A 24,621-nucleotide genomic window follows, 5' to 3' on the forward strand; every position below is an offset into this window, starting at 1 on the left:
CGGGCTGCGCCGGCCGCGCTGCGCCGGCTGCGCTGCGCTGGCTACCGCGCGGTGCGGCGCTGCGCGGCGCCGCGCCGCGCCCGCGTCGCCTGGTGACGGCGCCGGCTGCCGTCGCGCTCCTCGGCTGCCAGCCCGCGCCTCCTTCTCGATGCACCCGGTGTCGAACGATGCACCCGCTTGCTCGTGGGTGCATCGTTCGGAGGCGGGTGCATCGGCACGAGCGGCACCGAGCGCATCCACCCCGCTGACGACACGAGCCTGAAACACGCGTGCCGTCGCGACGAAACGCGCGTTTCGTACGCTGGCGGCGACCACCCGACATCCCCACGATCAGGAGTCCCGATGTCACAGTCCTCGCCCGAGTCGCCCGAGTCGCCCGAGCCGCCCGCTTCCCCGGTCGCGACCGCCGGGCCGCCCGAGACGACACACCCCGTCGACCGCGTCCCCCCGCTGCGGAGGCTCTTCCCACTCGGCCTGCAGCACGTGCTCGCGATGTACGCCGGGGCGGTCGCCGTGCCCCTCATCGTCGGCGGAGCGCTGGTCGGCATGGGCCAGCTCGAGCCCGGCGACATCGCCTACCTGATCAGCGCCGACCTGTTCGTGGCCGGCATCGCGACGATCGTGCAGTCCGTCGGGTTCTGGCGCTTCGGGGTGCGGCTGCCCCTGATGCAGGGCTGCACCTTCGCCGCCGTCGGACCGATGATCGTGATCGGTGGCGAGTACGGCATCACGGCCATCTACGGCTCGGTCATCGCGAGCGGCGTCTTCATGATGCTGCTCGCCCCGTTCTTCTCGAAGCTGGTGCGGTTCTTCCCGCCGATCGTCACGGGCACGGTCATCCTGATCATCGGCGTCTCGCTCATGGACGTCGCCGCCGGCTGGGTCGGAGGAGGCGCGGGTTCCGACGACTTCGGACGCCCGCTCGACGTCGCCTTCGCGGCGGGCACCCTGCTGCTGATCATCCTGATCGAGCGGTTCGCGCCTCCTGCGCTCCGCCGCCTGTCGATCCTGCTGGGGCTCGTCGTCGGCACCCTCGTCGCGTGGCCGTTCGGGCTGACCGACTGGAGCGGAGTGGGCGAGAGCGCCTGGTTCGGGCTCGCCCTGCCGTTCCACTTCGGGCTGCCGACCTTCCCGGTGAGCGCGATCGTGTCGATGTGCATCGTCGGCCTGGTGATCATGACCGAGACCACCGGCGACATCATCGCGGTGGGCGAGATCGTCGACCGCCCGGTGACGCCGCGACGACTGGCCGACGGGCTGCGGGCCGACGGCCTGTCGACCGTCATCGGCGGCGTCTTCAACACGTTCCCGTACACCGCGTTCGCGCAGAACGTCGGCCTGGTCAGCATCACCGGTGTGAAGTCGCGGTACGTGGCGACGCTGGCGGGGGGCATCCTCGTGGTGCTCGGGTTGGTGCCCGCGCTCGGGGCCGTCGTCGAGGGCGTGCCCGTGGCGGTGCTCGGCGGGGCGGGCGTCGCGCTGTTCGGCATGGTCGCAGCGAGCGGCATCCGGACGCTGTCGAAGGTGCGGTTCACGAACTCGAACATCCTGATCGTGGCGGTTGCGCTGGGCGTGAGCCTGCTGCCGACGGTCAGCCCCGAGATCTACGCGCAGTTCCCGACCTGGTTCACGATCGTCTTCGACTCGGGCATCAGCGCCGGCGCGATCGTCGCCGTGCTGCTGAACCTGCTGCTCAACTCGCCGCGGATGCAGGCGCGCGACGAGGGTGCGGACCGTGACGTGTCGGCGCACGACGCCGTGCGCGGGCCCGCGGCACCGGCCGGAGCGACCGAGCGCAAGGGCTGAGCCCGGTCCCGGGCCGGGCCCGGGCTGGCCGGCCGGGGGCTGGACCTGGCCCCCGGGCTGGCCCGGCCCCGGGCTGGGCTGGCCCGGGCCCAGCCCGCGCTCGCGTCGCACCGTCGACTGAACGTCGCACCGCGCATGTCGGCGGTGCGACGTTCATTCGGTGGTGCGACTCGTGGTCCGGTCGCGGCCCCGGCCCGCCCGGCCCCGGCCCGGACGCGGCCCGGACCCGCCCCGCCCCGCTCTGCCCGGCTCAGCGACCGCCGGCGAGGCGCCAGAGGCGGTCGCGCGACATCGGCAGTTCGTGCGGCCGCACGCCGAGGGCGTCGCGGATCGCGTTGGCCAGGGCGGGTGCCACCGGGTTGTACGGCGCCTCGCTCATCGACTTGGCGCCGAGCGGACCGAGGTCGTCGTGCGTGGTCGCGAAGTGCACCTCGGTCTGGGGCACGTCCCCGAACTTGGGCATCCGGTAGTTGCGGAACGCCGTCGTCAGCACACGACCCTCGTCGTCGAGCATCATCTCTTCGTAGAGGGCCGTGCCGATCGCCTGCGCCGTGCCGCCCTCGACCTGCCCACGCAGCTGCTCGGGGTTCAGCACGACCCCGGCGTCCGCCGCCTGCACCGAGCGCAGCAGGCGCACCTCGCCGCTCGCCCGGTCGACGGCGACCTCGAAGCCGTGCACGTTGAACGCCACCGAGCGTGGGGTGCCGTCGTGGGAACCGTCGGCGGTGAGCGGACCGTCGGCCAGCAGCCGGTCGCCGGACACCAGGACGGTCGCGTCGACACCGGGGCCGACCCGCACCACGACGCCGCCCGCGACCACCTCGGGGGCGGTGCCGGTGTCGACGGCGTGACCCGCGCCTCCGGCGATCGCCAGCGCGCGGTCGACCATCGCCGCTCGTAGCTTGTGGGCGGCGGCGAGCAGGGCCTTGCCGGCGACGACGACGCCGGCCGACCCGTACGCGCCCGTGTCGTACCGGGCCACGTCGGTGTCGGACTGCCGGACGACGACCCGGTCGGGCGTGGTGCCGAGCGCCGAGGCGACGAGCTGGGTGTGCACGGTCGTCGTCCCGTTGCCGAACTCGGCCGTGCCGACGCCGATGTCGTAGCGGCCGTCGGACAGCAGCTCGATCGAGGTGTCGGCGAAGTGACCGCGTGGCGGGATCGTCGCGATCATGGCGAGCGCCATGCCGCGCCCGGTGACCCAGGTCGGGCCGACGGGGGCAGGAGGCGCGCCCTCGGGGGCAGGGGACTCCAGCGCCTGCTCGACCAGGTCGAGGCACTGGTCGAGACCGTAGCTGCCGATCAGCAGATCGCTCTCTTCGTCGGGGTCGGTGACCACCATCGGGTCGCCGGGGACGATCACGTTGCGGCGGCGCAGCTCGAACGGGTCGATGCCGAGCTCGCGGGCCAGTTCGTCCATCGCGGACTCGACGGCGAAGACGACCTGCCCCAGCCCGTACCCGCGGAACGCCCCCGAGGGCAGGTTGTTCGTGTAGACCGACTCGGCGTCCACGCGCTTGTTCGGACAGCGGTAGACGCTCGTCGACTCGTGCACCGAGTGGTACATGACGCCGACGCCGTGGTTGCCGTAGGCGCCCGTGTCCATCAGCTGGTCGACGTGCAGCGCGGTCAGCACCCCGTCGCTCGTCGCTCCCACGCGCACGCGGACGCGCATCGGGTGGCGGGTCGGCGCGATCGTGAACTCGTCCTCGCGGGTGAACTCGTACTGCACGGGTCGACCGGTGCGCAGCACGGCGAGGGCGACGAGGTCTTCGGTGATGAGCTCTTGCTTGCCCCCGAAACCGCCGCCCACGCGGGCGGCGAAGACCCGGACCTGCTCCTGCGGCAGCCCGAAGACGTGGGCCAGCTCGTCCCGCACGAGGAACGGCACCTGGCTCGCCGTGCGGACGACGAGGCGCCCGCCGTCGTCGAGCCAGCCGCGTGAGGCGTGCGTCTCGAGGGCGCCGTGCGAGACGCGCTGTGTGCGCCATGTGCCCTCGACCACCGCGTCCGCCGCCGCCAGACCGGCCTCGACGTCGCCCGTCTCGTCGTGCATGGCGGCCACGGTGTTGCGCTCGGGGAACGCGATCCGCGACGCCTCGACGGTCTTCTCGCCGTGCAGCAGCGGGGCCCCGGGGGAGCGCGCCGTCTCGGGGTCGAACACGGCGGGCAACGGTTCGTACTCGACCACGATCGCGGCCAGGGCGTTCGTCGCCGTGCGGACGTCGTCCGCGACGACCGCGGCGACGCGCTGCCCTCGGAACCGCAGCACGGGGTCGAGGACCAGGCCGTCGTCCGGGTCGTCCTCGCGGTCTTCGTGGCGACCGGTCGAGAACAACGTCGCGGGGGAGTCGCGGTGGGTCAACACCAGGTGCACGCCGGGCAGCGCCTCGGCGGCACTCGTGTCGATCGAGGTGATGCGGGCGTGGGGGTGCGGGCTGCCGAGCACGGCGAGGTGCAGCAGCTTCGTCGTGCTGCGGAAGTCGAGCGTGTACGGCTCGCTGCCGGACGCCACGCGCAGGGCCGCCGGGGCCTTCACCGACCGACCGGCCGCCTCGCCGTCGGCCGGGGCCACCGTGTTCGAGACGCCGCAGATCGCGTCGCCGATCGCCCGGTACCCCGTGCACCGGCACAGGTTGCCCTTCAGGAGGCGCGGGAGGTCGTCCGCGTCGGCCTCGGTGAACGTCGAGGCCGTCACCACCATGCCGGCCGTGCAGAAGCCGCACTGGAACCCGGCCGCGTCGGCGAACGCCTGCTGCACGGGGTGGGGGTGCTCGGGGGTGCCGAGACCGGCCGCCGTCGTCACCGCCCGGCCCTCGAGCCGGTGCGCGGGATAGATGCACGAGTGCACGGGTTCGCCGTCGACCAGCACCGAGCACGCGCCGCAGTCGCCCGCGTCGCAGCCCTTCTTGACCGAGTGGACGCCGTGCTCGCGCAGCACCGTCCGCAGCACCTGGCCGGGGTCGACGTCGGCGTCGAGCGGGAGGCCGTCGACCTCGAACGTGACGTGTCTCGGGGTCATCGCGCGCCTCCGGGGGTCGTGGTGGTGGGCGGCGTCCGCCTCGCGCGGGCGGCCGCGCTGCGCGGGTCGTGGGTCGACTCGCGCACGGGTCGCACCGGTGCGTCGGTGGCGGGCCGTCCGAGCTCGACCCGCAGCTCGTCGGCGAAGCGGGCGCTCATCGCGCGGCGCCAGTCGGGGTCTCCGTGGGGGTCGGAGTACCAGCAGTCGATGCGGCCGAGAGCGTCCGCCAGGGCCCGCTCGCCGGGCACCTCGTCGAAGCGCAGCTGGACGGGACGGGTCGTCCCCGCCGTGATCGTGACCACGAAGTCGCCGTCGAGGCCGAGCCGGGCCGTGACCAGCGTGCCCGAGCGGCCCAGGGGGCTCAGCGAGATGCGCCGGAACCCGGTGCGGGAGCGCAGGGACCCGAGCGGCACCTCGAGGGCGCGCAGCACCTCACCCGGCTCGAGGGTGGTCTGCACCACTCCGGTGACGAAGGTGGACACGGGCTCGCGGCGCTCGCCACCGTCGGCCGTCCAGACGACGGCCGTGGCGTCGAGCGTGGCCATCAGCGACGTCATGGCGCCGGCCGGCAGCCCGAGGGCGACGTTGCCGCCGACCGTCGCGACGTTCCAGATCTTGAACGAGGCGAGCAAGGAGTTCGCGCACTGGTCGACGAGCGGGTGGGCGACCCAGTCGTCGTCGGCGGGCAGCCGCAGCAGCTCGGCGATGGTGCAGGTGGCGGCGACGCGGAGGACGTCGCCACCGCCGTCGACGTCGACTCCGCGCTCGACCGGCGTCCACCCGAGCGAGGTCAGGTCGACCAGGCCGGTCAGCCCGGGCTGCCGCTCCGAGAACAGCCACGTGCCGCCGCCGAGGGGGCGCTCGCCGGGCGCGAAGACGATCTCGTCGCGGCGTGAGGGGGTGCGGATCTCGCGAACGGTGGTCAGGTCCATGGGAGACCCCACTCTGCACGACCGGGGTTTCGAGCATGTGTCGGCTCGCTCGGCGTCGAACGACCGGCCCCGGCGCGGAGCCGCCGACACCGCAGCCGCGTCGGGTCAAGGGCCGGGACGGGAGCCGGGGCCGCGGCGAGGGCCGGGGACGGGGTCGCACCACCGTCGTGTCGTCGAACCACGCTCGCGGGTGGTTCCACGACGCGGACGTGGTGCGAGCGGACGCGGACGTGGTGCGAGCGGACGCGGACGTGGTGCGAGCGGCCACCCGCCGGGGCGCGCCTGGGTGCCGCGTCGCCGGACGCCCGGGAGGCGCGGGTCGGCCAGCCGTGCCCGTCGCCTCGGGGCACCGTCGCTAGGGTGTGCGTCATGATCGAGCTCGACGACGCCACCCTGCGTTCGCACCTGCTGGCCGCCCTGAACGTCGAGCGGTGGGCCGACGACGTCGCCGCGCAGTCGCCGTTCGCCGACGCCGACGCCCTGATCACGGTCGCGGCCGCCGCGGCGACGCCGCTCAGCGCCGCCGAGATCGACGAGGCGATGGCACACCACCCGCGGATCGGCGAGAAGCCGGTCGGCGACGGGGCCGCCCAGGAGTTCAGCCGACGCGAGCAGGGTTCGGCGGCCGACGCCGACGACGAGACCCTCGCGCAGCTGCTGGTCGAGGGCAACGCGGCGTACGAGCAGCGCTTCGACCGGGTGTTCCTGATCCGTGCCGCCGGTCGGAGCCGGGCCGAGATCGTGGGCGAGCTGCACCGGCGACTCGGGCTCGACGACGACACCGAACGGCGGATCGTCGGGGCGGAGCTGCGCGACATCGCCCTGCTGCGGTTGCAGTCGACCTTCGCCGAGTCGGCACCCACCGGGTCGGCACCCGCCGGGTCGGCACCTGCCGGGTCGGCGTCCGCCGAGTCGGCACCCGCCGGATCGGCACCCGCCGGGTCGGTGTCCGCCGACCACGACGAGGCCCGAGCATGAGCCACGTCACGACGCACGTCCTCGACGCCGCACTGGGTCGCCCGGCCGCCGACGTCCCCGTCGCCCTCTACGACGCGCGGGGCACCGAACTCGCCACCGGCGTCACGAACGCCGACGGGCGCGTGCCCGAACTCGGCCCGGACGCCCTGCCCGCCGCCGACTACCGACTGGTCTTCGAGACCGCCGCCTACTTCGCGGCGGCCGGGCGTGACACGTTCTACCCGCGGGTGACCATCGACTTCACCCTCGCCGACGAGTCGAGCCACTACCACGTGCCCGTGCTGCTCAGCCCGTTCGCGTACTCGACCTACCGCGGCAGCTGACCCCCCTCGCACGACGGCTCAGTAGTCGGTGCGGTGGTCGTGGCTCGCCCACGCCTCGAACGGCGCCGGTGCGTTCGCCGGGCGCACCTCGTCGACGGGGAGGTCCCAGGTCGACCGGTCGCGCGCGAACAGTTCGTAGAACTCGAGGTCGTCGAAACCGCCTCGCGCGGCGTCGTGCCGGTCCGCGGCGTACACGACCCGGTCGACCCTGGCCCAGAGCGACGCCGAGAGGCACAGCGGGCACGGTTCGCACGAGGTGTAGAGGGTCGTGCCGGCGAGGGAGAAGTCGCCGACCGCCCGGCACGCCGCCCGGATCGCGGTCACCTCGGCGTGTGCCGTGGGGTCGAGGTCGGCCGTCACGCGGTTCCGACCCTCGGCCACGAGTTCGTCACCCCGCACGATGACGGCCCCGAACGGTCCGCCCCCGTTCGCGACGTTCTCGACGGCCAGTTCGATGGTGCGGGCCAGCCAGCGGGCGTCGTCGGCGTCGGTCACGGTGTCTCCTCGGGGTGGGGCGGGGGTGGGGCGGTTCGGCTCGACGAGGCTCATGCGAGACCCGCGGAGGCGCGCCACGCGTCGTGGGCCGGCGGGGCGTCGTCGCGCAGCACGGTCGCCTCGATCAGACCGTACGGGCGATCGGCGGCCCAGAAGACCTCGCCCGGGTTCTCGAGGCCGAAGGGCGACAGGTCGTAGGCGAAGTGGTGCTTGTTCGGTGCCTTCAGGCGCACCTCGACGATCGAGGGGATCGCCTCGAGGACGGCCGTGCCCATGTGCCACAGGGTCTGCTGCAGGGCGAGCGACTGCAGGGTGGCGAACTCGCGGACCATCAGGCGCTTGACCTCGGCGTACGTGGCCTCCCAGTCGACGTCGGTCGTGCCGAAGCGCCACTTCGCGTCGAGCGCCGTCGCCATGACCCGGTCGTGCGTCTCGGGCAGGGTCGTGAACTCGTCGGTCAGGAAGCCGGCGAACTCGGAGCCGGTCGACTTGAGCAGGACCAGGTCTTTCAGCCCGCCCACGACGTACTCGCCGGTGCCGTCGACCGTGACGGCGGCGGTGCGCACCTCTTGACCCGAACGCAGCCAGGTGTGGTCGTGCTCGCTGCCGTCGACCACGGCCCGCTGCCAGTCGTACTGCTCGATCTCGATGCGGGCACCCGTCACGGGTTCGACGTCGTGCACGAAGTGGCGGGCGAGCTCGAGCCCGAAGCGCTCGACGGCTTCGACGCCCTTCGACTTCGCGAACGCGAACGCGGTGTTCTTCTGGGTGTCGGTCGGCAGGACGGCACTCTGGTCGCCGCGGAGGTACGCCGCGTCGAAGGGGCCCCGCAGTGCCGTCGTGACGTTGACGTCGCGGATCTCGTGTCGGGGCCCGTCGCGGTAGAAGCGCACGAGCCGCGACTCCGCCTTGCCGTACTGGTTGTCGCCGAGGATGATCGCCATGCGGCGATGATCACACAACCGTGTGAACGACTTGTTTCACGATCGACGATTTGTGAACAACTCGTTTCAGAGGGCTTATCGGGACGAGGCGTCCACTCGCTACTGTGCTGGGCATGGCGATCTCCGAGGCGACCCCCGCACCCCCGTCGGGCCCCGTTCCTGCGACCCCGATCCTGCAACCCCTGTCGCCCGGCGATCGTGGCGATGCCCTCCCCTACGTGCCGGCGACCCTCGCCACGACACTGTGGGGGCGCCTGCCCTGTGCCTCCGACGAGCCCGTGCTCACCATCGACCCGGGCACGGCCGTCCTCATCGACACCCTCAGCCACGAGGGCGTGCTCGACGACCAGGGCCGTGATCCTCAGGCCTTCTTCGCCCGCCACGGGGTGCCCCCCGAGCACGTGCTCGACGACGCGGTCGCCCTGGCCGCCGCGAGCGACGACCAGCACGGTCGCGATCCGGGTGCCGACGGCCCGCACGTCGTGACGGGCCCCATCGCGATCCGCGGCTCCCAGCCCGGCGACGTCGTCACGATGACCCTGCTCGACGCGACACCTCGCGTGCCGTACGGCGTCATCTCCAACCGCCACGGTCGCGGGGCCCTCGCCGGCGAGTTCCCGCTCGGCGCCGATCCGGTCAGCGTCTTCGCGGCCGTCGACCACGAACCCGACGGCTCCCTGGTCGGCACGTTGCCGCTCGTGCCCGGTGCCGGCCATACGGTGCGGTTCCCGCTGCACCCGTTCCTCGGCATCATGGGGGTCGCCGTCGCGGGCGACGAGCGACCGCACTCGGTGCCACCGGGTCCGCACGGGGGCAACGTCGACATCGCCCTGCTGACCGAGGGTGCGTCCCTGCACCTGCCCGTCCAGGTGCCCGGGGCCCTCGCCTACGTGGGTGACCCGCACTTCGCCCAGGGCGACGGCGAGGTCGCACTCACCGCGATGGAGGCCAGCCTGCGCGTGACCGTCCGGTTCGACCTGGTGCCGCGCGCCGAGGCCGTGGCGCTGTTCGGCGAGATCTCCGGGCCGCTCGCCGAGACCGCCGAGTCGCTGGTGCCGACCGGCCTCGACGAAGACCTCGACGAGGCGGTCCGCGCCTGCGTCCGAGCGGCGATCGACCTGCTCGAGGCCCGCTACGGCATGGACCGCAGCCTCGCCTACGCCTACCTCTCGGCGGCGACCGACTTCGACATCTCGCAGGTCGTCGACCTCGTCAAGGGCGTCCACGCCCGCATCCGCAAGGCGGACTTCGGTGGCTGACGCGACCGGTACACCGCCGGGCCACCCCGAGGAGGCACGGGTCGGCTCGGGCACCGTCCCCACCTCGGTCGAAGGCGAGCTGCCCGACGGCCTGCTCGAGGCGTTCGACGCCTACGAGCGCGCACTCGCCGCCGACGACCAGGCCGCGCTCGCCGCGGCCTTCGAACCGACCGCCACCGTCATGCGCGCCGACGCCGGTGGGCTGCTGGTGGGGCACGACGCGATCACGGCCTTCCGGGCGAGGCGCGGGTCCGGCCCTGTGCGACGGGTGGTCGAGTGCCACGTCCAGGTCGTCACCGCCGACGTGGCGATCGTCGTGTCGGTCAACGCCCCGGCCGCCGGGGGTCGTGGTGTCGTCACGCAGCTCTGGCGCCGCGATCCGGATGCCGGCCCGGGGGTGCCCGCTCCTGGCGGATCGCCTCGGCCCAGGTACAGGCGTCGCCGCCGGCGATCGACCGCCGGGTCTGGCGGGTCGTGGGCGAGCCGCTCGTCTCGGGAAGCCGAGGGGACGACCCGACCGGCACGGCGCCTCCTGCCCTCTCGGGCGAGACGGTCGCCGTGAAGGACTTGTTCGCGGTCGCAGGCCACGCGATCGGGGCCGGCGTGCCTGCCCGGCTCGCGGGTGCGGCCCCCGAGTCCCGGCACGCGGCCGCGGTGCAGCACCTGCTCGACGCCGGGGCCGACCTGCGCGGCATCGCGCAGACCGACGAGTTCGCGTACAGCATCGCCGGACGCAACTCGGCCTACGGCACCCCTCCCAACCCGGCCGTGCCGGGTGCGATCCCCGGCGGCTCGACCAGTGGCCCGGCGGCGGCCGTGGCCCTCGGGCAGGTGAGCATCGCCCTGGGCACCGACACCGGCGGATCGCTCCGCGTGCCCGCGTCCTACCAGGGGCTCTGGGGCATCCGCACCACCCACGGGGCGGTCGATCGCGCCGGGCTGCTCCCGCTCGCGCCGAGCTTCGACACGGTCGGCTGGCTGACCCGCGAGGTCGACACCCTCCGTCGGGCGGCCCGAGCGTCGGTGTCCCTGGCCGACCAGGTGTCGGTCGAGCCGTCGTACGTCGTCGATCCGCGGGTGCTCGCGTCGGTCGAGCCCGGCGTGCGTGCCGGGTTCGTGAGGGCTCTCGACGAGGCGACCGCCGCGGGGCGGGTCGAGCGTCCCGAGGAGGTCGTGCTGGGCGACGTCGCCCACCTCTTCGAGCTGTTCCGCGTGCTGCAGGCCTTCGAGGCCTGGCAGTCCGACGGCGACTGGATCACCGAGCACCCGGGCGAGCTCGCCGCCGACGTGTCGGCCCGCTTCACGTTCGGCGCGACGGTCTCGCCTGGGCAGGCCGAGGAGGCGCGGGTCGCCCTCGGCCACGAACGTCGTCGTCTCGAGGCCCTGCTCGACGGCCGGGTGCTGCTCCTGCCCAGCGCGTCCTCGGCCGCGCCCGCGCTCGGTGCGACCGCCGCCGAGGTGGACGCCGTGCGCTCGGCGACCCTCGGGCTGACCTGCATCGCCGGCGTGCTGGGCGCCCCCGCCGTCTCGGCGCCGGTCCTCGAGGTGCCGCTCGCCTCCGGGCGGAGAGCGCCCGTCGGGCTGTGCCTCGTGGGCCCCCGCGGGGCGGACCTGTCCCTGCTCGATCTCGCGGCGACCTGGGCGACCTGATGCCCGCCGGCCTGTGCCCGACGAGTTCACCTGGCTGAAACACGGGTTGCGTAGGGTGGGACGGGTGAAACGCGTCTTCCAGCCGATCGACCCTCCCGCCCGCCTCCTGATGGGCCCCGGCCCGATCAATGCCGATCCCCGGGTGCTCCGCGCGATGTCGGCGCAGCTCGTGGGGCAGTACGACCCTGCCATGACCGCCTACATGGACGAGACCCAGGCGCTGTACCGCGAGGTGTTCCAGACCTCGAACGAGCAGACCCTGCTCGTCGACGGCACCTCGCGCGCCGGCATCGAGGCCTCGCTCGTGTCGTTGATCGAACCGGGCGACAAGGTGCTCGTGCCCGTCTTCGGTCGCTTCGGGCACCTCCTGCGCGAGATCGCGGAGCGCTGCGGGGCCGAGGTCCACGTCATCGAGGTGCCCTGGGGCCAGGTCTTCCCGCTCGAGACCATCGTCGAGGCGATCGAGCGCGTCCAGCCGAAGCTGCTCGCTGTCGTGCACGGCGACACCTCGACGACGGTCGCCCAGCCCCTCGAGGGGCTCGGCGAGGTCTGCGCCCGTCACGGCGTGCTCTTCTACACCGACGTCACGGCGTCGATCGTCGGCAACGCCTTCCGCACCGACGAACTCGGCCTGGACGCCGTCAGCGCCGGCCTGCAGAAGTGCCTCGGCGGCCCCTCGGGCTCGTCTCCCGTCACCTACGGCGAACGGGCGGTCGAGGTCATCCGGGCCCGCACGTCGATCGAGGCGGGCATCCGCACCGACGGCGACACGACCAGCAGCCGACGCATCGCGTCGAACTACTTCGACCTCGCCATGATCTTCGACTACTGGGGTCCTCAGCGCCTCAACCACCACACCGAGGCGACCACCATGCTCTGGGGCGCCCGCGAGTGCGCCCGCCTCGTCGTCGACGAGGGCGTCGACGCCGTGGTGGCACGACACGAGCTGCACGGCCGCGCGATGCTCGCCGGGGTGCAGGGGCTCGGCCTCGAGACGTTCGGCGACCTCGCGCACAAGATGAACAACGTGGTCGCCGTGGTCATCCCCGACGGGGTCGACGGCGACCGGGTGCGCGGTGCCCTGCTCACCGACTTCGGCATCGAGATCGGCACCTCGTTCGGCCCGCTGCACGGCAAGGTCTGGCGCATCGGCACGATGGGCTACAACGCCCGTCGCGACACCGTGCTCACGACGCTCGCCGCGCTCGAGGCCGTGCTCCGCCGCGAGGGCGCACCGATCACGAGCGGGGGCGGCGTCGGGGCCGCGTACGACGTCTACCTCGACGCCGACCGGGCAGGAGGCGCGGCGTGAGCGACGAGGCCCGCCTCGTCCTCGAACGCTGCGACGCCCTGGCCGCGGTCTCGAGCAGCCCCACCGGCGTCGAGCGCGTGTACCTCTCGCCCGAGCACGCCCGGGTGAACGCGATGGCCGGCGAGTGGATGCGACGGGCCGGCATGACCACCTGGCAGGACGCGGCCGGCAACCAGCGCGGCCGCTACGAGGGCACCGAGCCCGGCCTGCCCGCCCTGCTGCTCGGCTCGCACCTCGACACGGTGCCCGACGCCGGCCGCTACGACGGCATCCTCGGCGTGCTGCTCGGCATCGCCCTCGTCGCGCGGCTCGAGGCGTCCGGCACCCGTCTGCCGTTCGCGATCGAGGTCCTCGCCTTCGGCGACGAAGAGGGCACCCGTTTCGGCACCGCCCTGCTCGGTTCCCGTGCAGTCGCCGGCACCTGGCTGCCCGAGTGGTGGTCCCTGGCCGACGCGTCCGGCACGACGCTGCACGAGGCATTCGTGGCGTTCGGCCTCGACCCGGACCGGGTCGGCGACGCCGCCTACGAACCGGCCGACGTGATCGGCTACCTCGAGACCCACATCGAGCAGGGCCCCTACCTCGAGGAGGCCGACCGGGCGCTCGCCGTCGTCTCGTCGATCGCCGGGGCACGACGTTTCGAACTGACGCTGACCGGGGTCGCCGGTCACGCGGGGGGCGTCCCGTTCCACCGTCGGCACGACGCGCTCGCCGGGGCCAGCGAGATCGTCCTCGCGGTCGAGCGACTGGCCCGAGAGGCCGACTGCATCGCCACGGTGGGTCGCCTCCAGGCGTTCCCCGGCGGCGTCAACGTCATCCCCGGTCTCGTCGAGTTCAGCCTCGACCTCCGCGGCGAACACGACGACCGACGCGACGAGGTCTGGGCCGGCATCCAGGCCGTCGCGGCCGAGGTCGGCGAGCGTCGAGGGCTGACCCTCGCGGTGGACGAGACCCACCGTGCGCCGGCCGTCGTGGCCTCACCGCGCCTCCGGGGGTTCGTCCGCGAGGGCATCGCCGCCACCGGCGACGCCGACCCGATGGTGCTGTTCTCGAAGGCCGGGCACGACGCCATGGCCGTCGCCGAGCTGACCGAGTGGGCCATGCTCTTCGTCCGCTGCGGCAACGGCGGCATCAGCCACCACCCCGACGAGATCGTCACGATCGACGACGTGGCCGTCGCGCTCGACGCCTTCGAGGCCGCCGTGCACGCGGTCGCCGCGGCGCACCCGGTCGCGGCGCGGGCGTCCGCGTGAGCGGCCGCCGCGGAGACGGTGCTCACGGCGACGACACGCACGGCGATGTCGCCGCTGCCACCGCTGCCGCCGGCGCGGACGCGGCCGAGGGTGAAGGAGGCGCGGGCCCGGTCGAGGGGGCGGGCATCCGTGACCGCATCGACTCGGGCTACGTCCGCCTCTCGCCGCAGGAACAGCGAGCGGCCGACTTCATCCTCGACCACCTGGACGATCTCGCCGTCTACACCGCCACCGAGATCGCCGAGCAGAGCGGCGTCTCGAAGGCGACGGTGTCGCGGCTGTTCCGGCGGCTCGGCTTCACCGACGCGCAAGAGGTGCGCGACCAGGCGAGGGCGTCGCGCAGCCGTGGCGTCCCGGTCGGGCCGACCCGCGCCTCCGGTGGGCTCGCCGAGCACGCCGAGGCCGAACGTCACAACCTCGACGTGATGCTCTCGGGGCTCTCCGACGGCCGACTCGAGCGTGCCGCGGCGTTGGTCGCCGGGGCCGAGCGGGTCGTTGTGGCCGGGTTCCGCAACAGCTACCCGGTGGCGCTCCACCTGCGGCAGCAGCTGGTCCAGGCGCGGGACGACGTGCGCGTGGCGCCGCAGCCGGGCCAGTCCATCGGCGAAGAGCTGGTCGGGCTCGGGGCGCGCGACGTCGTCGTCCTGGTGGGGTTCCGTCGTCGGCCGGCCGGGTTCGCCGGCGTGCTGTCGTCCCTGGCTGCGCGCGGCGTGCCCGTGGTGCTCGTGGCCGATCCGTCGCTGCGTGGCGTCGACGTGACGGTGAGGCTCGACTGCCCGGTCGAGACCCCTGCCCCGTTCGACAGCTACGCGAGCGCGATGAGCCTGGCCGCCCTGCTGGCCGGGGCGGTGCTGACCGAGACCGTGCGCGCCGGCCGGCCCGAGGGTGGCCGCAGCCGCGTCGCCGAGATCACCGAGCTGTACGCCGAGCTGTCCGAGCTCGAATGAGCCTGACGTCAGCTCACGGGGCTGACCTCACGACCTCGGCTCGCGTCCAGAGTGGCCTGGGCCGGGTGGGTGGCACGCCGGGCGGCCGGGCGGCGGGGCGGCCTGCTCGGTGCCTCGCGGGTTCGCCCGGGCGCTATGTTGTCGGACGGAAACACCGGTCTCGGCTCGAGCGGTGGGGGTGACGAGAGGCGACGAGATGAACGAGATCGTGACGACGCGGCGGACGATCGGGGCATTGGTGGCCACGGCGGCGCTGACCGCCGTGTTCTGCACGTCGATCCCCGTATCCGCCCGGGCTGCGGAAAGCGACGCGGTCGTCGTCCGTGTCGCCGGCGACGACCGTTTCTCGACGGCCGTCCGCATCAGTCAGAGCGTCTTCTCGGACGACGAGACGCCCGTCGAGCCCGTCGGGCCTGCGATCGACAGGACCCGGGAGGCGCGGGTCGTCTACCTCGCCTCGGGACGCGGTTTCGCGGACGCCCTGAGTGCCGCCCCCGCGGCCGCACACCTCGGCGGGCCGTTGCTCTTGTCCGACACGACTGAGGTGCCGGCGGTCGTCCTCGCCGAGATCGCGCGGCTCGACCCCGAACGCGTCGTCGTGGTCGGTGGCGAGACGTCGCTCTCGCCCCGGGTCGTCGACCAGGTCGAGCGCGTCGTTCCCGGCGCCACCGTCGACCGTGTGTTCGGAGCGGACCGCTTCGCCACGTCGCGCGCCATCTCGATCGACGCGTTCGTGGACGACACCTGGCAGGCGCCGGCCGTCGGGAGGCCGCGAGACGTCATCTCCCTCTACGACCCCGCCGACCACACCGGCTACGACGTCAGCTTCGACGACGGAGCGCTCTTCGTCGCCACGGGTCGATCGTTCCCCGACGCCCTCGCGGCCTCGGCCGCTGCCGGCGCCCACGACATGCCACTCATCCTCGTACCCGGAGAAGCACCGTCACTCGACGAGCCGACCCGAGACCTCATCGCCGCCGTCGATCCGGGCTACCTGTATCCGGTCGGCGGTCCCGCGGTCATGAGCCAGGGCATCGTCGACGACCTGAGACGCGTCGCGCCCGTCGACGGCACGGCCCATGAAGTGGAGAGGCTGTCGGGTGGCGACCGCTACGAGACCTCGCACTGGACAGGGTCGACCGCTTTCTCGACGCACTGGGGACTGCCCTACGGCGTCGACCACTTCACCGAGACGAGCGTCTTCGTGGCGAACGGGGAGAACTTCCCCGACGCCCTGGCCGGTGCTGCCGCTGCGGGGTACCTGCGCCAACCCCTCTTCACGTCGCGCGCCGCGTGCATGCCCAGCGCGACGTACCATGCCGTGGACTTCCAGCAACCCGACGAGGTCGTGCTGCTCGGCGGTCCGTCCGCCCTCGCAGATCGGGTCGCGGACCTCAGCCGGCTCTGCTGACCGGGATCGCGCGCGTCGCCATGACCGGGGCCGGCGGCCGGCACGAGCCGGACGGCCCCGTGCTGTGTCGTCAGCGGCGCAGCACCGGCCCGTGACCCGGCAGCACCACCCGTGCCCCTCGGTCGACCAGCCGCCCGTAGGTGCGGCCCGCCTCGGCGAGGTCGGAGTGGAAGATCGGGTGCAGCATCTGCACGCCGTCGAGCCGTGAGGTCGGGTGGCCGGTGACAAGGGCGTCGCCCGTGATCAGGACGTCGTCGTCGGGTAGCGCGAAGACGGTGTGCCCGGGGGTGTGACCGACCGCGGCCGTCGGCACGACACGGTGACCGCTGAACGTGCGCGACGCCCCGAGGTCGAGCGGCACGACGTCGGTCACGGCCACGTCGCCCAGGCCTCCGGCGCGCACCGCGTGCAGCACCCAGCGGGCGAACCGCGGCTTGTACAGGTGCGGCAGGACGTCGCCGACGGTGACCTGGTGCAGCTGCTCGCGGGTCACGTTCGGCACCTCGGCGTGCGCCGCGAAGACCTCGAAGCCGTGCCGCCGACGCAGGGCCGAGACGGTGCCGATGTGGTCGCTGTGCCCGTGCGTCACGAGCACCGACGTGAGCCGGGCGTCACCGGCGCCCGTCGCCGACGCCACGGCCCGGAGCGACGACTCCACCAGCTCGAGGTCGGCCGGGTAGCCGGCGTCGACCAGCGTCAGGGTGCCGTCGCCCGCGAGGATCGTCCAGTTCGACGCGGGACCCTCGACGAAGTGCACGCCCGGTGCGACCTCGACGGGAGCCGCCGCCTTCGTCGGACTCACGCCGCGACCTCGGCGAAGGCGCTGGGGCCGCCCCTCGCGAGGCGTCCCCGGTGTCGGGACGGACGAGCAACCGCGCAGGAGGCGCGCTCGGCCCCGCCAGCCGGCCCCCCACCCACGTCGCCGCGACCTCGCCGAACAGGCGTGCGTCGTCGTACGCGGTCACGGGGTTGCGGTGCGAGAGGTCGTCGACGTCGATCGTCACGGGTGTCTCGGGGGCGAACGCGACGAGGTCGGCGTCGGCGCCGACGGCGATCCGCCCCTTCGTGGGCAGGCCGACGAGGGCCGCCGTGCTCCGGGACATCCAGCCGACGACGGCCTCGAGCGGGATGCCGCGCTGCCGGGCCCCGGTCCACACGGCACGGAAGCTCAACTCGAGACCCGAGATGCCGCCCCACGCCACGTCGAAGTCGCCGTGCGCGGCGTCGGGGCCACCGGCGAACTTGAGCTCGCGGGTCGAGGGGGAGTGGTCGCTCGCGACGACGTCGATCGTGCCGTCGACGAGCGCCTGCCAGAGCAGCTCTCGGTTGGCCTCGCCACGGATCGGCGGGCAGCACTTGAACTGCGTCGCGCCGTCACCGATGTGCTCGGCGTCGAAGGTGAGATAGTGCGGGCAGGTCTCGACCGTGAGCCGCAGGCCCTCGGCCTTGGCGGCGCGGATGGTGTCGAGCGCCGTCGCGGACGAGAGGTGCAGGACGTGGGCACGACCACCCGTGGCGCGGAGGGCGTCGACCACTTGTTCGATCGCCGTGCGCTCGACCACGTCGGGACGCGAGCGGACGAACGCGTCGTACGCCGCGCCTCCTGCGGGTGTTTCGGTCGGGGAGGCCGCGGCGGCGTCGAGGCCGTCGGGGTCCTCGGCGTGCACGATCAGCAGACCGTCGAAGACCGCCAGTTCGGCCATCGCCTGGTGCAGCTGCTCGGTCGACAGGTGCGGGAACTCGTCGACCCCCGACGGCGAGAGGAAGGCCTTGAACCCGAAGACGCCGGCCTCGTGCAGCGCCCGCAGGTCGCCCGTGCCGAGGTTCGCCGGGATCGCCCCGCCCCAGAACCCGACGTCGACGACCGACTGGGGGCCCGCGGCGGCGCGCTTCTGCTCGAGGGCGTCGACGGTCGTCGTCGGCGGGATGCTGTTGAGGGGCATGTCGACGATCGTCGTGACGCCCCCGGCGGCGGCGGCACGGGTCGCCGTCGCGAAGCCCTCCCACTCGGTGCGTCCGGGCTCGTTGACGTGCACATGGCTGTCGACGATGCCGGGCAGCAGCACCTGGTCGTCGGGGAGGGTCACGTCGACGGTGGCGTCGACCTCGTCGGTGAGGCCGCCGATCGCGACGACGCGGCCGTCACGGATGGAGACGCTCGCCTCGCGCCAGACGCCGTCGACCCAGGCGCGACGGGCCCGGACCACCAGGTCGTGCCGCACGGCGTCAGCCACGGGTCGCCCCGGCCGCCGCCGCGGCCGCCTCGGCCTCGCGCGCCTCGAGCTCTTTCCGTCGCTCGCGCAGCAGGTGTCCGGTCAGGGCGACGAGCAGCGTCAGCCCGCCCGCGACGCCCATGCCCACGCCGATGTGCACCTGCAGCAGCAGGGCCCCGACGCCTGCCCCGGCGAGGATGAGAACCACGGCGAGCACCCGCCGGGGGAAGTTCTTGCCCGTGCCGCCGGCGAGCTTCGACTCGGACGCGAGCCCGACGATCGTCGACGTGACCACCACGGTCGTGACGTCGGCCACGGCGATCTTGCGGGCGGCGGCGGCCTGCAGGCCCATGGCGGCGCCGAGCAGGCCGGTGATCGTGAAGGCCCACGGCGTGTTCTCTTCGGGCACGACGAAGAAGGTCGAGATGCCGAGCCCGAGCAGCACGCCGCCGGTCACCCCGAACGAGATCGTGCTGCGGCCCGACCAGCCGGCACGGCCGCCTCGCAATACACGGCCGCCGATAGCGGCTCCGAGCAGGAACGCGGCGAGGGCCACGATCGGGCCGACGATCGGCAGACCGTCGGCCTGCGCGATGGCCATGCCGAGGATGACCACGTTGCCGGTCATGTTCGCGGTGAACACCCGGTCGAGGCCGAGGTAGCCGACGGCGTCGATGATGCCGGTGGTGAACGTCAGCGTCAGCATCATGACGAGGTGCATGCGCGCCTGGTTGCGGCGGAACTTCTTCACGGGGGTCCTCAGGTGCTCGGCGCCGCGGGGCACGGCGGGGCGGGCGACTACGGCGACGTCGGCGCATCGGTTCTGCCGTCGATCGTATTGTCGCGGCTCGCTCGCACGCGAACCCCGGGCCGTGCCTGTGGACGAGCGGCGGCTGGCCCGTGGACGAGAGGGGCCGTGCCCGGGGACGAGAGGGGCCGTTCCTGTGGACGAGAGAGAGGCGCGGGCGAGGGCCCCAGGAAGGACCGGCTCAGCCGCGGTGGACGACCAGGGTGTCGGCGAGGCCGGCCGTCGCGTCGGCGGCCACCGTGCCGGTGCGGGCGAAGTCGGCCCAGACCTGGCGCACCTTGCGGCCGCGACGGTCGACGTCCTCCCAGTCGGTGGTGCCGACCAGGCGGGTGTGCGCCCAGGCCTCGCGGCCGCCGAGCAGCAGCGGCAGCTCGGTGATGTGGGCGGCGCCGAACGCCGTGCCCTCGGGCTCCCAGGTGAACTCGAACGTCGAGACGCGTCCGCCCGCGGCGCGGTGCCGCTCGGCGAAGGCCCGACCGGCCCGGTGGTAGACGGCCCTCGTCGTGGCGTCGATCATCAGGCGTCGGATCGCCCGGCCGACCACGGGCAGGCCGAACATCCGCTGCAGCAGGGGGGAGAACTCGGCGAACACCGCGGTCTCGTCGGCCGTCGCGCCGATCAGCAGGTCGATCTCGGGCGCGACCTCGCGCCACGCGGCGTCGGCGGCGGACTCGGTCGGCAGCGGGGCCCGCCCGTACTGCAGCCCGAAGGCCATGCCGCCGCGCAGGCCGAAGCGCTTCGCCGCCCGTTCGGCCACGGACTGCCCGGCGAGCAGCTCGTCGAGCGGAGCGTCCTTGCGGGGCGTGCCCACCGCCTCCGTCATCGCCTTCACCATGCGGCTGCGGCCGCGCGCGATGCCGAGCGGGGCGCTCTGCACGATGGCCCGGGCGAAGAGCCCCCGGGCGCCCTCGCTGATCATCAGGTGCGCGATCGCGTCGCCGCCGGCCGACTGGCCGAACAGGGTGATGCGAGACGAGTCGCCACCGAACGCCTCGATCGTGTCGTGCACCCAGCGGACCGCCGCGAGCTGGTCGAGCAGCCCGAGGTTCGCGGGCACCTCGTCGCCGACGCCGAAGAAGCCGAGCATGCCCAGCCGGTAGGTCACGGTGACGACGATCACGCGCTGCTCGGCGACGAGGGCGCGCGGGTCGTAGACGCGCAGGTCACCCGCCCCCGACACGTACGAGCCGCCGTGGATCCACACCATGACCGGCACGCGCTCGTCGGCGAGCAGGTCGGCGGGCAGGGTGATCGAGAGGCGTTGGCAGTGCTCGTCGTCGACCATGCCGACGGCGGCACCCTCGATCAGGGCGTCGAGCCCGGGTGCCGCGACCTGCGGCGAGGCAGGAGCACGGTCGAAGGCGAGCAGCGGGGACGACCAGGGCGCGACCGGACGCGGCGGCTCGAAGCGGTCGGCCTCGGCGTAGGGCACCCCGAGCACCCGCACGACCGCACCGTCGACGCGGCCCACGACGCGGCCCGAGGGGGTGTCGAACTCGCGGCGCGCAGCCCGGTCGTCGGTGTCGACGACGGGTTCGCCCGGCGTGGTCGGCGTGCTGGCGGTCGAGCGGGGAGCGTCCTGGGTCACCCGACCATCGTGCCCCTCACCGCCCGTCTAGGCTCGCGGGATGACCGCCGACACCCCGCCCGCACCCGGCTTCTACCGCCACTTCAAGGGCGGCCGTTACGAGGTGCTCGGCACCGCCCGGCACAGCGAGACCGACGAGCCGCTCGTCGTCTACCGCGCGCTCTACGGCGAGCAGGGACTCTGGGTTCGGCCGCTCGCCGCCTGGTCCGAACACGTGCGACGCGACGGGTACGACGGCCCGAGGTTCGCGCCCGAGGGCTGACCGGCCCACCCGGTGGCCGGTGCGCCCACCGTGCGGCGGTCGAGGGCGAGCCGAGGAGGCGCGGGGCGGGTCAGCGAAGTCACAGCCGGTTGATAGCCCCGCGGCCGGACACTCGGCTCATGAAGTTCTCACGTCGCTCCCAGCACCCCCAGGGTGCAGCCACAGACGGGGGCGTCGCGGACGACGCGACCCGCACCGCCGACCCGGCCGAGGCCGCGCCGCCCGTGGCCGTGCTGCCCCCGGCCACGCTGCCCCCGGGCATGCTGATCGCGGGGGCCTGGGCCTGGCGCCTGCTCGCGGTCGCCGCGGCGCTGGCCGTGCTCTTCTGGCTGATCGCCACGCTCGAGGAGATCGTCGTGCCGCTGTTGATCGCGATCCTCGTGTCGGCGTTCCTGGTGCCGGTCGCGGGGTTCCTGCACCGGCACCGGTGGCCGCGGTGGCTCGCCATCGTCGCCGCGTTGCTGGCCGGGGTGGTCGTCGTCGGGGGCCTCGTGCTGCTCGCCGTGACGCAGATCCGGGCCGGACTGCCGCAGATCGAGAAGCAGTCCGTCGCGCAGTACGACCAGCTGACGACCCTGCTCCAGGCGCCGCCGTTGAGCCTCACGAACGCCGACGTGACCGGCTACCTCAAGGACGCGCAGAACGCGCTGCAGACCGAGAGCAAGGCGATCCTCAGCGGCGTGCTGTCGATCGGCACCGCGGCCGGACACCTGCTGGCCGGGGGACTGCTGACCCTGTTCGCCACGATCTTCCTGATGATCGACGGTCGCGGGGTCTGGGCCTGGACCGTCCGCCTCTTCCCGAAGGCGGCGCGCCCCGCCGTCGACGGGGCCGGCCAGGCCGGCTGGCACACGCTGACCTCGTTCGTCCGCGTGCAGATCGTCGTCGCCGCGGTCAACGCCGTCGGCATCGGCCTCATCGCGTTCTTCCTCGGGCTGCCGCTCGCCGTGCCGATCGCGATCCTGGTATTCCTGGCGTCGTTCATCCCGGTCGTCGGGGCCATCGTGACCGGCGCGCTCGCCGTGATCGTCGCCCTCGTCTTCGCGGGGCCGGTCCAGGCCGTGGTCATGCTGGCCGGAGTGCTCGTCGTGCACCTGCTCGAAGCCCACGTGCTGCAGCCGCTGGTCATGGGCTCGGCCGTCCGCGTGCACCCGCTCGCGGTGGTCTTCGCCGTGGCGGGAGGGTCGTACGTGGCCGGCATCCCGGGCGCGCTCTTCGCCGTGCCGACGGTCGCCGTGCTCAACGTGATGGTCAAGTACGTGGCGACGGGGGCCTGGCGTCGGACCCGCGTCGCGGACGACCTCGTGGCGGCGCCCGAGGCGTCGTGATCGCGAGCCGCTGACCTGCCCGGCCCGCGCCTCCTTCGCTCGGATGAGGGAGGCGCGAGCCGATGTCATCCGCTGGGATGATGCGCCGGACTGCCCGGTTCGACAGTGCATTGTGTGGTTCTACTCAGGAAGTCTCTGCATACTCGTCACTTCGCCCGGGCGCGTGCGCCCCTCCCGATCGAGTCCCGACTCGGCAGGGCAGCTGCGGCGGACGAGTCGGGGCCCCACGGCCTCGCGAGACCGACACCGACCTGTCACGGCTTCCCCCGCCTCCGCCGCGGGGCCCCGCCGCCCCGAGCGCCCCGCGCCCGTGCGGCACCGCCGTGTGCGCCCTGCCCGAACGGAGGCGCGGGTCGGCCGAGCACGAGGACCACATGACCCCCGAGAACACCCCTGCCTCCGGCGCGGACGCCGCGACCGCCGCCGAGGCTCCCGCCACGCGCCGCTCGCTCTCCGCCGGACGCCGTCGCACCGCCCGTCGTCGCCTCTCGCTGATCGGTGGCGTCGCCGCGGTCGCCCTCGTCACGGGCACCGGCTTCGCGGTCACGTCGATGTCGGCCGCCGGTGCCGACACCATCTCGGTCGAGCAGCACGCCGCCGACGTCAAGCAGCAGAAGGCGGACATCGCCACATCGTTGGCCCAGGCCAAGGCGCGCTCGACGATCCAGATCGCGAACCAGGTCGTGGCCTCGACCTCGAGCCGGACCGACGCCAGCGACTTGCAGACCCAGGTCGCCTCCCTGGCCGACTACGAGAAGCTCGACGCCTCGACGCTGAACGACCGCGTCGAGAAGACCGCGCTCTCGGCGCAGACCGTCCAGTCGGCCGCCGCCGAGGCCGACCGACAGGCCGCTGCCGCCGCCGCTGCCGCGCAGGCCGCCGCAGAGGCCCAGGCAGCCGCCGAGGCGAAGGCCGCCGCCGACGCCGCGGCCGCCGCCGAGGCCGCCCGCGCCGCCGCCGACAACTCGGTCGACGGGGCCAAGGCCACGGCCCAGTCCCTCGCGTCGTCCCAGTACGGCTGGGGCAGCGACCAGTTCTCGTGCCTCGTCTCGCTCTGGACGAAGGAGTCGGGCTGGAACTACAAGGCCTACAACCCCAGCGGCGCGACCGGCATCCCGCAGGCGCTGCCCGGCAGCAAGATGGCCTCGGCCGGGAGCGACTGGGCCACGAGCGCCAAGACGCAGATCACCTGGGGGCTCGGCTACATCAAGTCGGTCTACGGCACCCCGTGCGGCGCCTGGTCGCACTCGCAGTCCGTCAACTGGTACTGACCGGATCGGCCCGGGCTCGGGTCGCCTCGCCTGCCGGACGTCGCACCGCCTCCTGAACGTCGCACCGCGGAGATCCGCGGTGCGACGTTCAGTTCGTGGTGCGATGCCGCGCCACGGGGGCGTACTGCCGCGCCACGGGGGCGCGACCGCTAGTTCTGCGGGGGGATCGTCTGCCGGTCGGTGGGCTTGTCGGTGGTGACCGGTGTGGGACGCGGGCTCGGGCTGGTCGGGCCCGGCGACGGCGTCACGATGCCGTCGGTGGGAGGCGCGGGTGCCGGTGTCGGGCTCTCGGGCGTCGCCGACGGGCTGACGCTCGGGCTGACGGTCACCACGGGGTCGCCGTCGTCGTCGCTGCAGGCCGTCAGCAGCCCCGAGACGAGCAGGACCGTCGCCGCGGCCACCCCCGTGCGAGCAGTGGTCGTGAGCAGCGTCCGCGTCGTCGTCCCCATGTCGGGAGCCTACGCGCGGCGGGTCCCACGCATCGAGGGATGCCGGCCCGACGTCACCCGGGTCAGACCGCGCCCACCAGCGTCCACGCCCCGCCGTCGCGGCGCGTCACGCGTCCCTGGACCACGTCGGCCAGCTCGCCCACGGTCGCCTCGACGACGGCCCCGATGCGGTGCGCGGGCTCGTCGGCGGCACATTCGTAGCGCACCACCAACCGTGGCTCACCGCGCACGAGCGTGACGTCGCTGGCCTCGACGGTCGTCAACCCGGCCGCACTCGCAGCGGCCGCGGGCAGCACCGAATCGGGCCGCACCCCGGGGCGCAGGGTGCCGACGGTGAGCGTGACGCGGTACGAGGGCATGCGCTCATCCA

At 73.6% G+C, this 24,621-nt stretch carries 22 protein-coding genes and 1 pseudogene; 13 read left to right on the forward strand and 10 right to left on the reverse strand.

Annotated elements, in window-relative coordinates; all coding sequences use genetic code 11:
• The first annotated feature begins 342 nt into the window (after nucleotides 1–342).
• Complete coding sequence (locus tag OVA02_RS02955) at nucleotides 343–1,806, forward strand: nucleobase:cation symporter-2 family protein (protein WP_267659222.1); 1,464 nt, start codon at nucleotides 343–345, stop codon at nucleotides 1,804–1,806.
• A 250-nt stretch (nucleotides 1,807–2,056) separates the two neighbouring features.
• Here the strand turns inward: OVA02_RS02955 and OVA02_RS02960 are convergent, their stop codons facing one another.
• Together OVA02_RS02960 and OVA02_RS02965 are read right to left on the reverse strand one after the other, a co-directional pair.
• Nucleotides 2,057–4,828 carry a molybdopterin-dependent oxidoreductase gene (locus OVA02_RS02960; protein ID WP_267659223.1) on the reverse strand — a complete coding sequence of 924 codons (2,772 nt, stop codon included), beginning with the start codon at nucleotides 4,826–4,828 and terminating at the stop codon, nucleotides 2,057–2,059.
• Entirely contained in the window at nucleotides 4,825–5,760 is a 936-nt protein-coding gene (locus OVA02_RS02965) for an FAD binding domain-containing protein (RefSeq protein WP_267659224.1), read from the reverse strand. The genes OVA02_RS02960 and OVA02_RS02965 overlap by 4 nt, the downstream gene beginning before the upstream one ends.
• Before the next feature lie 369 nt (nucleotides 5,761–6,129).
• Here OVA02_RS02965 and uraD point away from each other — a divergent pair, with 369 nt between their 5' ends.
• Nucleotides 6,130–6,738, forward strand: coding sequence for a 2-oxo-4-hydroxy-4-carboxy-5-ureidoimidazoline decarboxylase (gene uraD, locus OVA02_RS02970; RefSeq protein ID WP_267659225.1), 609 nt, complete (start codon nucleotides 6,130–6,132; stop codon nucleotides 6,736–6,738).
• A complete protein-coding gene (gene uraH, locus OVA02_RS02975; RefSeq protein WP_159827984.1) occupies nucleotides 6,735–7,061 on the forward strand; it encodes a hydroxyisourate hydrolase in 327 nt (108 codons plus the stop codon). Before uraD ends, uraH begins: the two co-directional genes overlap by 4 nt.
• A gap of 18 nt (nucleotides 7,062–7,079) precedes the next feature.
• Here uraH and OVA02_RS02980 read toward each other — a convergent pair whose 3' ends face one another.
• Nucleotides 7,080–7,556, reverse strand: coding sequence for a nucleoside deaminase (locus OVA02_RS02980; protein WP_267659226.1), 477 nt, complete (start codon nucleotides 7,554–7,556; stop codon nucleotides 7,080–7,082).
• A 50-nt stretch (nucleotides 7,557–7,606) separates the two neighbouring features.
• Complete coding sequence (pucL, locus tag OVA02_RS02985; protein ID WP_056043854.1) at nucleotides 7,607–8,500, reverse strand: factor-independent urate hydroxylase; 894 nt, start codon at nucleotides 8,498–8,500, stop codon at nucleotides 7,607–7,609.
• 113 nt (nucleotides 8,501–8,613) lie between these two features.
• On the opposite strand from pucL, the gene OVA02_RS02990 reads away from it, so the two are divergent.
• The 7 genes from OVA02_RS02990 (at nucleotide 8,614) to OVA02_RS03020 (ending at nucleotide 16,332) form a co-directional block, all read left to right on the forward strand.
• Nucleotides 8,614–9,759: an acetamidase/formamidase family protein gene (locus tag OVA02_RS02990; protein WP_267659227.1), complete on the forward strand. Its 1,146-nt coding sequence runs from the start codon at nucleotides 8,614–8,616 to the stop codon at nucleotides 9,757–9,759.
• Nucleotides 9,752–10,321, forward strand: a complete 570-nt coding sequence (locus OVA02_RS02995; protein WP_267659228.1) for an AtzH-like domain-containing protein — start codon at nucleotides 9,752–9,754, stop codon at nucleotides 10,319–10,321. Before OVA02_RS02990 ends, OVA02_RS02995 begins: the two co-directional genes overlap by 8 nt.
• Nucleotides 10,318–11,409: an amidase family protein gene (locus tag OVA02_RS03000; RefSeq protein WP_267659229.1), complete on the forward strand. Its 1,092-nt coding sequence runs from the start codon at nucleotides 10,318–10,320 to the stop codon at nucleotides 11,407–11,409. The genes OVA02_RS02995 and OVA02_RS03000 overlap by 4 nt, the downstream gene beginning before the upstream one ends.
• A gap of 109 nt (nucleotides 11,410–11,518) precedes the next feature.
• The gene (locus OVA02_RS03005; protein ID WP_123571496.1) at nucleotides 11,519–12,721 is read left to right on the forward strand and encodes a pyridoxal-phosphate-dependent aminotransferase family protein; all 1,203 of its coding nucleotides are present in this window, start codon (nucleotides 11,519–11,521) and stop codon (nucleotides 12,719–12,721) included.
• A complete protein-coding gene (locus tag OVA02_RS03010) occupies nucleotides 12,718–13,974 on the forward strand; it encodes an allantoate amidohydrolase (RefSeq protein ID WP_267659230.1) in 1,257 nt (418 codons plus the stop codon). The genes OVA02_RS03005 and OVA02_RS03010 overlap by 4 nt, the downstream gene beginning before the upstream one ends.
• Entirely contained in the window at nucleotides 13,971–14,921 is a 951-nt protein-coding gene (locus OVA02_RS03015; RefSeq protein WP_267659231.1) for a MurR/RpiR family transcriptional regulator, read from the forward strand. Before OVA02_RS03010 ends, OVA02_RS03015 begins: the two co-directional genes overlap by 4 nt.
• Nucleotides 14,922–15,117: 196 nt before the next feature.
• Nucleotides 15,118–16,332, forward strand: a complete 1,215-nt coding sequence (locus tag OVA02_RS03020) for a cell wall-binding repeat-containing protein (protein ID WP_157485186.1) — start codon at nucleotides 15,118–15,120, stop codon at nucleotides 16,330–16,332.
• Nucleotides 16,333–16,402: 70 nt separating this feature from the next.
• Here the strand turns inward: OVA02_RS03020 and OVA02_RS03025 are convergent, their stop codons facing one another.
• The 4 genes and pseudogenes from OVA02_RS03025 to OVA02_RS03040 all read right to left on the reverse strand — a co-directional run bounded on the left by OVA02_RS03025 (nucleotide 16,403) and on the right by OVA02_RS03040 (nucleotide 20,941).
• Nucleotides 16,403–17,089, reverse strand: coding sequence for an MBL fold metallo-hydrolase (locus OVA02_RS03025; protein ID WP_420709626.1), 687 nt, complete (start codon nucleotides 17,087–17,089; stop codon nucleotides 16,403–16,405).
• Nucleotides 17,090–17,192: 103 nt separating this feature from the next.
• Nucleotides 17,193–18,566, reverse strand: a pseudogene (gene allB / locus OVA02_RS03030) (allantoinase AllB); the annotation flags it as partial.
• The gene (locus OVA02_RS03035) at nucleotides 18,559–19,296 is read right to left on the reverse strand and encodes a DUF1275 family protein (RefSeq protein ID WP_267659233.1); all 738 of its coding nucleotides are present in this window, start codon (nucleotides 19,294–19,296) and stop codon (nucleotides 18,559–18,561) included. The pseudogene allB and the gene OVA02_RS03035, both read right to left, overlap by 8 nt.
• 238 nt (nucleotides 19,297–19,534) lie before the next feature.
• Entirely contained in the window at nucleotides 19,535–20,941 is a 1,407-nt protein-coding gene (locus tag OVA02_RS03040; protein WP_267659234.1) for a carboxylesterase family protein, read from the reverse strand.
• Between the two features lie 40 nt (nucleotides 20,942–20,981).
• On the opposite strand from OVA02_RS03040, the gene OVA02_RS03045 reads away from it, so the two are divergent.
• The 3 genes from OVA02_RS03045 to OVA02_RS03055 all read left to right on the forward strand — a co-directional run bounded on the left by OVA02_RS03045 (nucleotide 20,982) and on the right by OVA02_RS03055 (nucleotide 23,802).
• Nucleotides 20,982–21,203 carry a DUF1653 domain-containing protein gene (locus OVA02_RS03045; protein ID WP_055975322.1) on the forward strand — a complete coding sequence of 74 codons (222 nt, stop codon included), beginning with the start codon at nucleotides 20,982–20,984 and terminating at the stop codon, nucleotides 21,201–21,203.
• A 119-nt stretch (nucleotides 21,204–21,322) separates the two neighbouring features.
• Nucleotides 21,323–22,531 carry an AI-2E family transporter gene (locus tag OVA02_RS03050; protein ID WP_267659235.1) on the forward strand — a complete coding sequence of 403 codons (1,209 nt, stop codon included), beginning with the start codon at nucleotides 21,323–21,325 and terminating at the stop codon, nucleotides 22,529–22,531.
• 374 nt (nucleotides 22,532–22,905) lie between these two features.
• Nucleotides 22,906–23,802: a phospholipase gene (locus OVA02_RS03055; protein WP_267659236.1), complete on the forward strand. Its 897-nt coding sequence runs from the start codon at nucleotides 22,906–22,908 to the stop codon at nucleotides 23,800–23,802.
• 149 nt (nucleotides 23,803–23,951) lie between these two features.
• On the opposite strand, the gene OVA02_RS03060 is transcribed toward OVA02_RS03055, so the two are convergent.
• Both OVA02_RS03060 and OVA02_RS03065 read right to left on the reverse strand, forming a co-directional pair.
• On the reverse strand, nucleotides 23,952–24,251 hold the full coding sequence (locus OVA02_RS03060) for a hypothetical protein (protein WP_192123020.1): 300 nt from the start codon (nucleotides 24,249–24,251) through the stop codon (nucleotides 23,952–23,954).
• 62 nt (nucleotides 24,252–24,313) lie between these two features.
• Nucleotides 24,314–24,610, reverse strand: coding sequence for a hypothetical protein (locus tag OVA02_RS03065; RefSeq protein WP_043596776.1), 297 nt, complete (start codon nucleotides 24,608–24,610; stop codon nucleotides 24,314–24,316).
• Nucleotides 24,611–24,621 lie beyond the last annotated feature (11 nt).

It is taken from the genome of Frigoribacterium sp. SL97, assembly GCF_026625765.1.
In the GTDB taxonomy this organism is placed as follows: domain Bacteria; phylum Actinomycetota; class Actinomycetes; order Actinomycetales; family Microbacteriaceae; genus Frigoribacterium.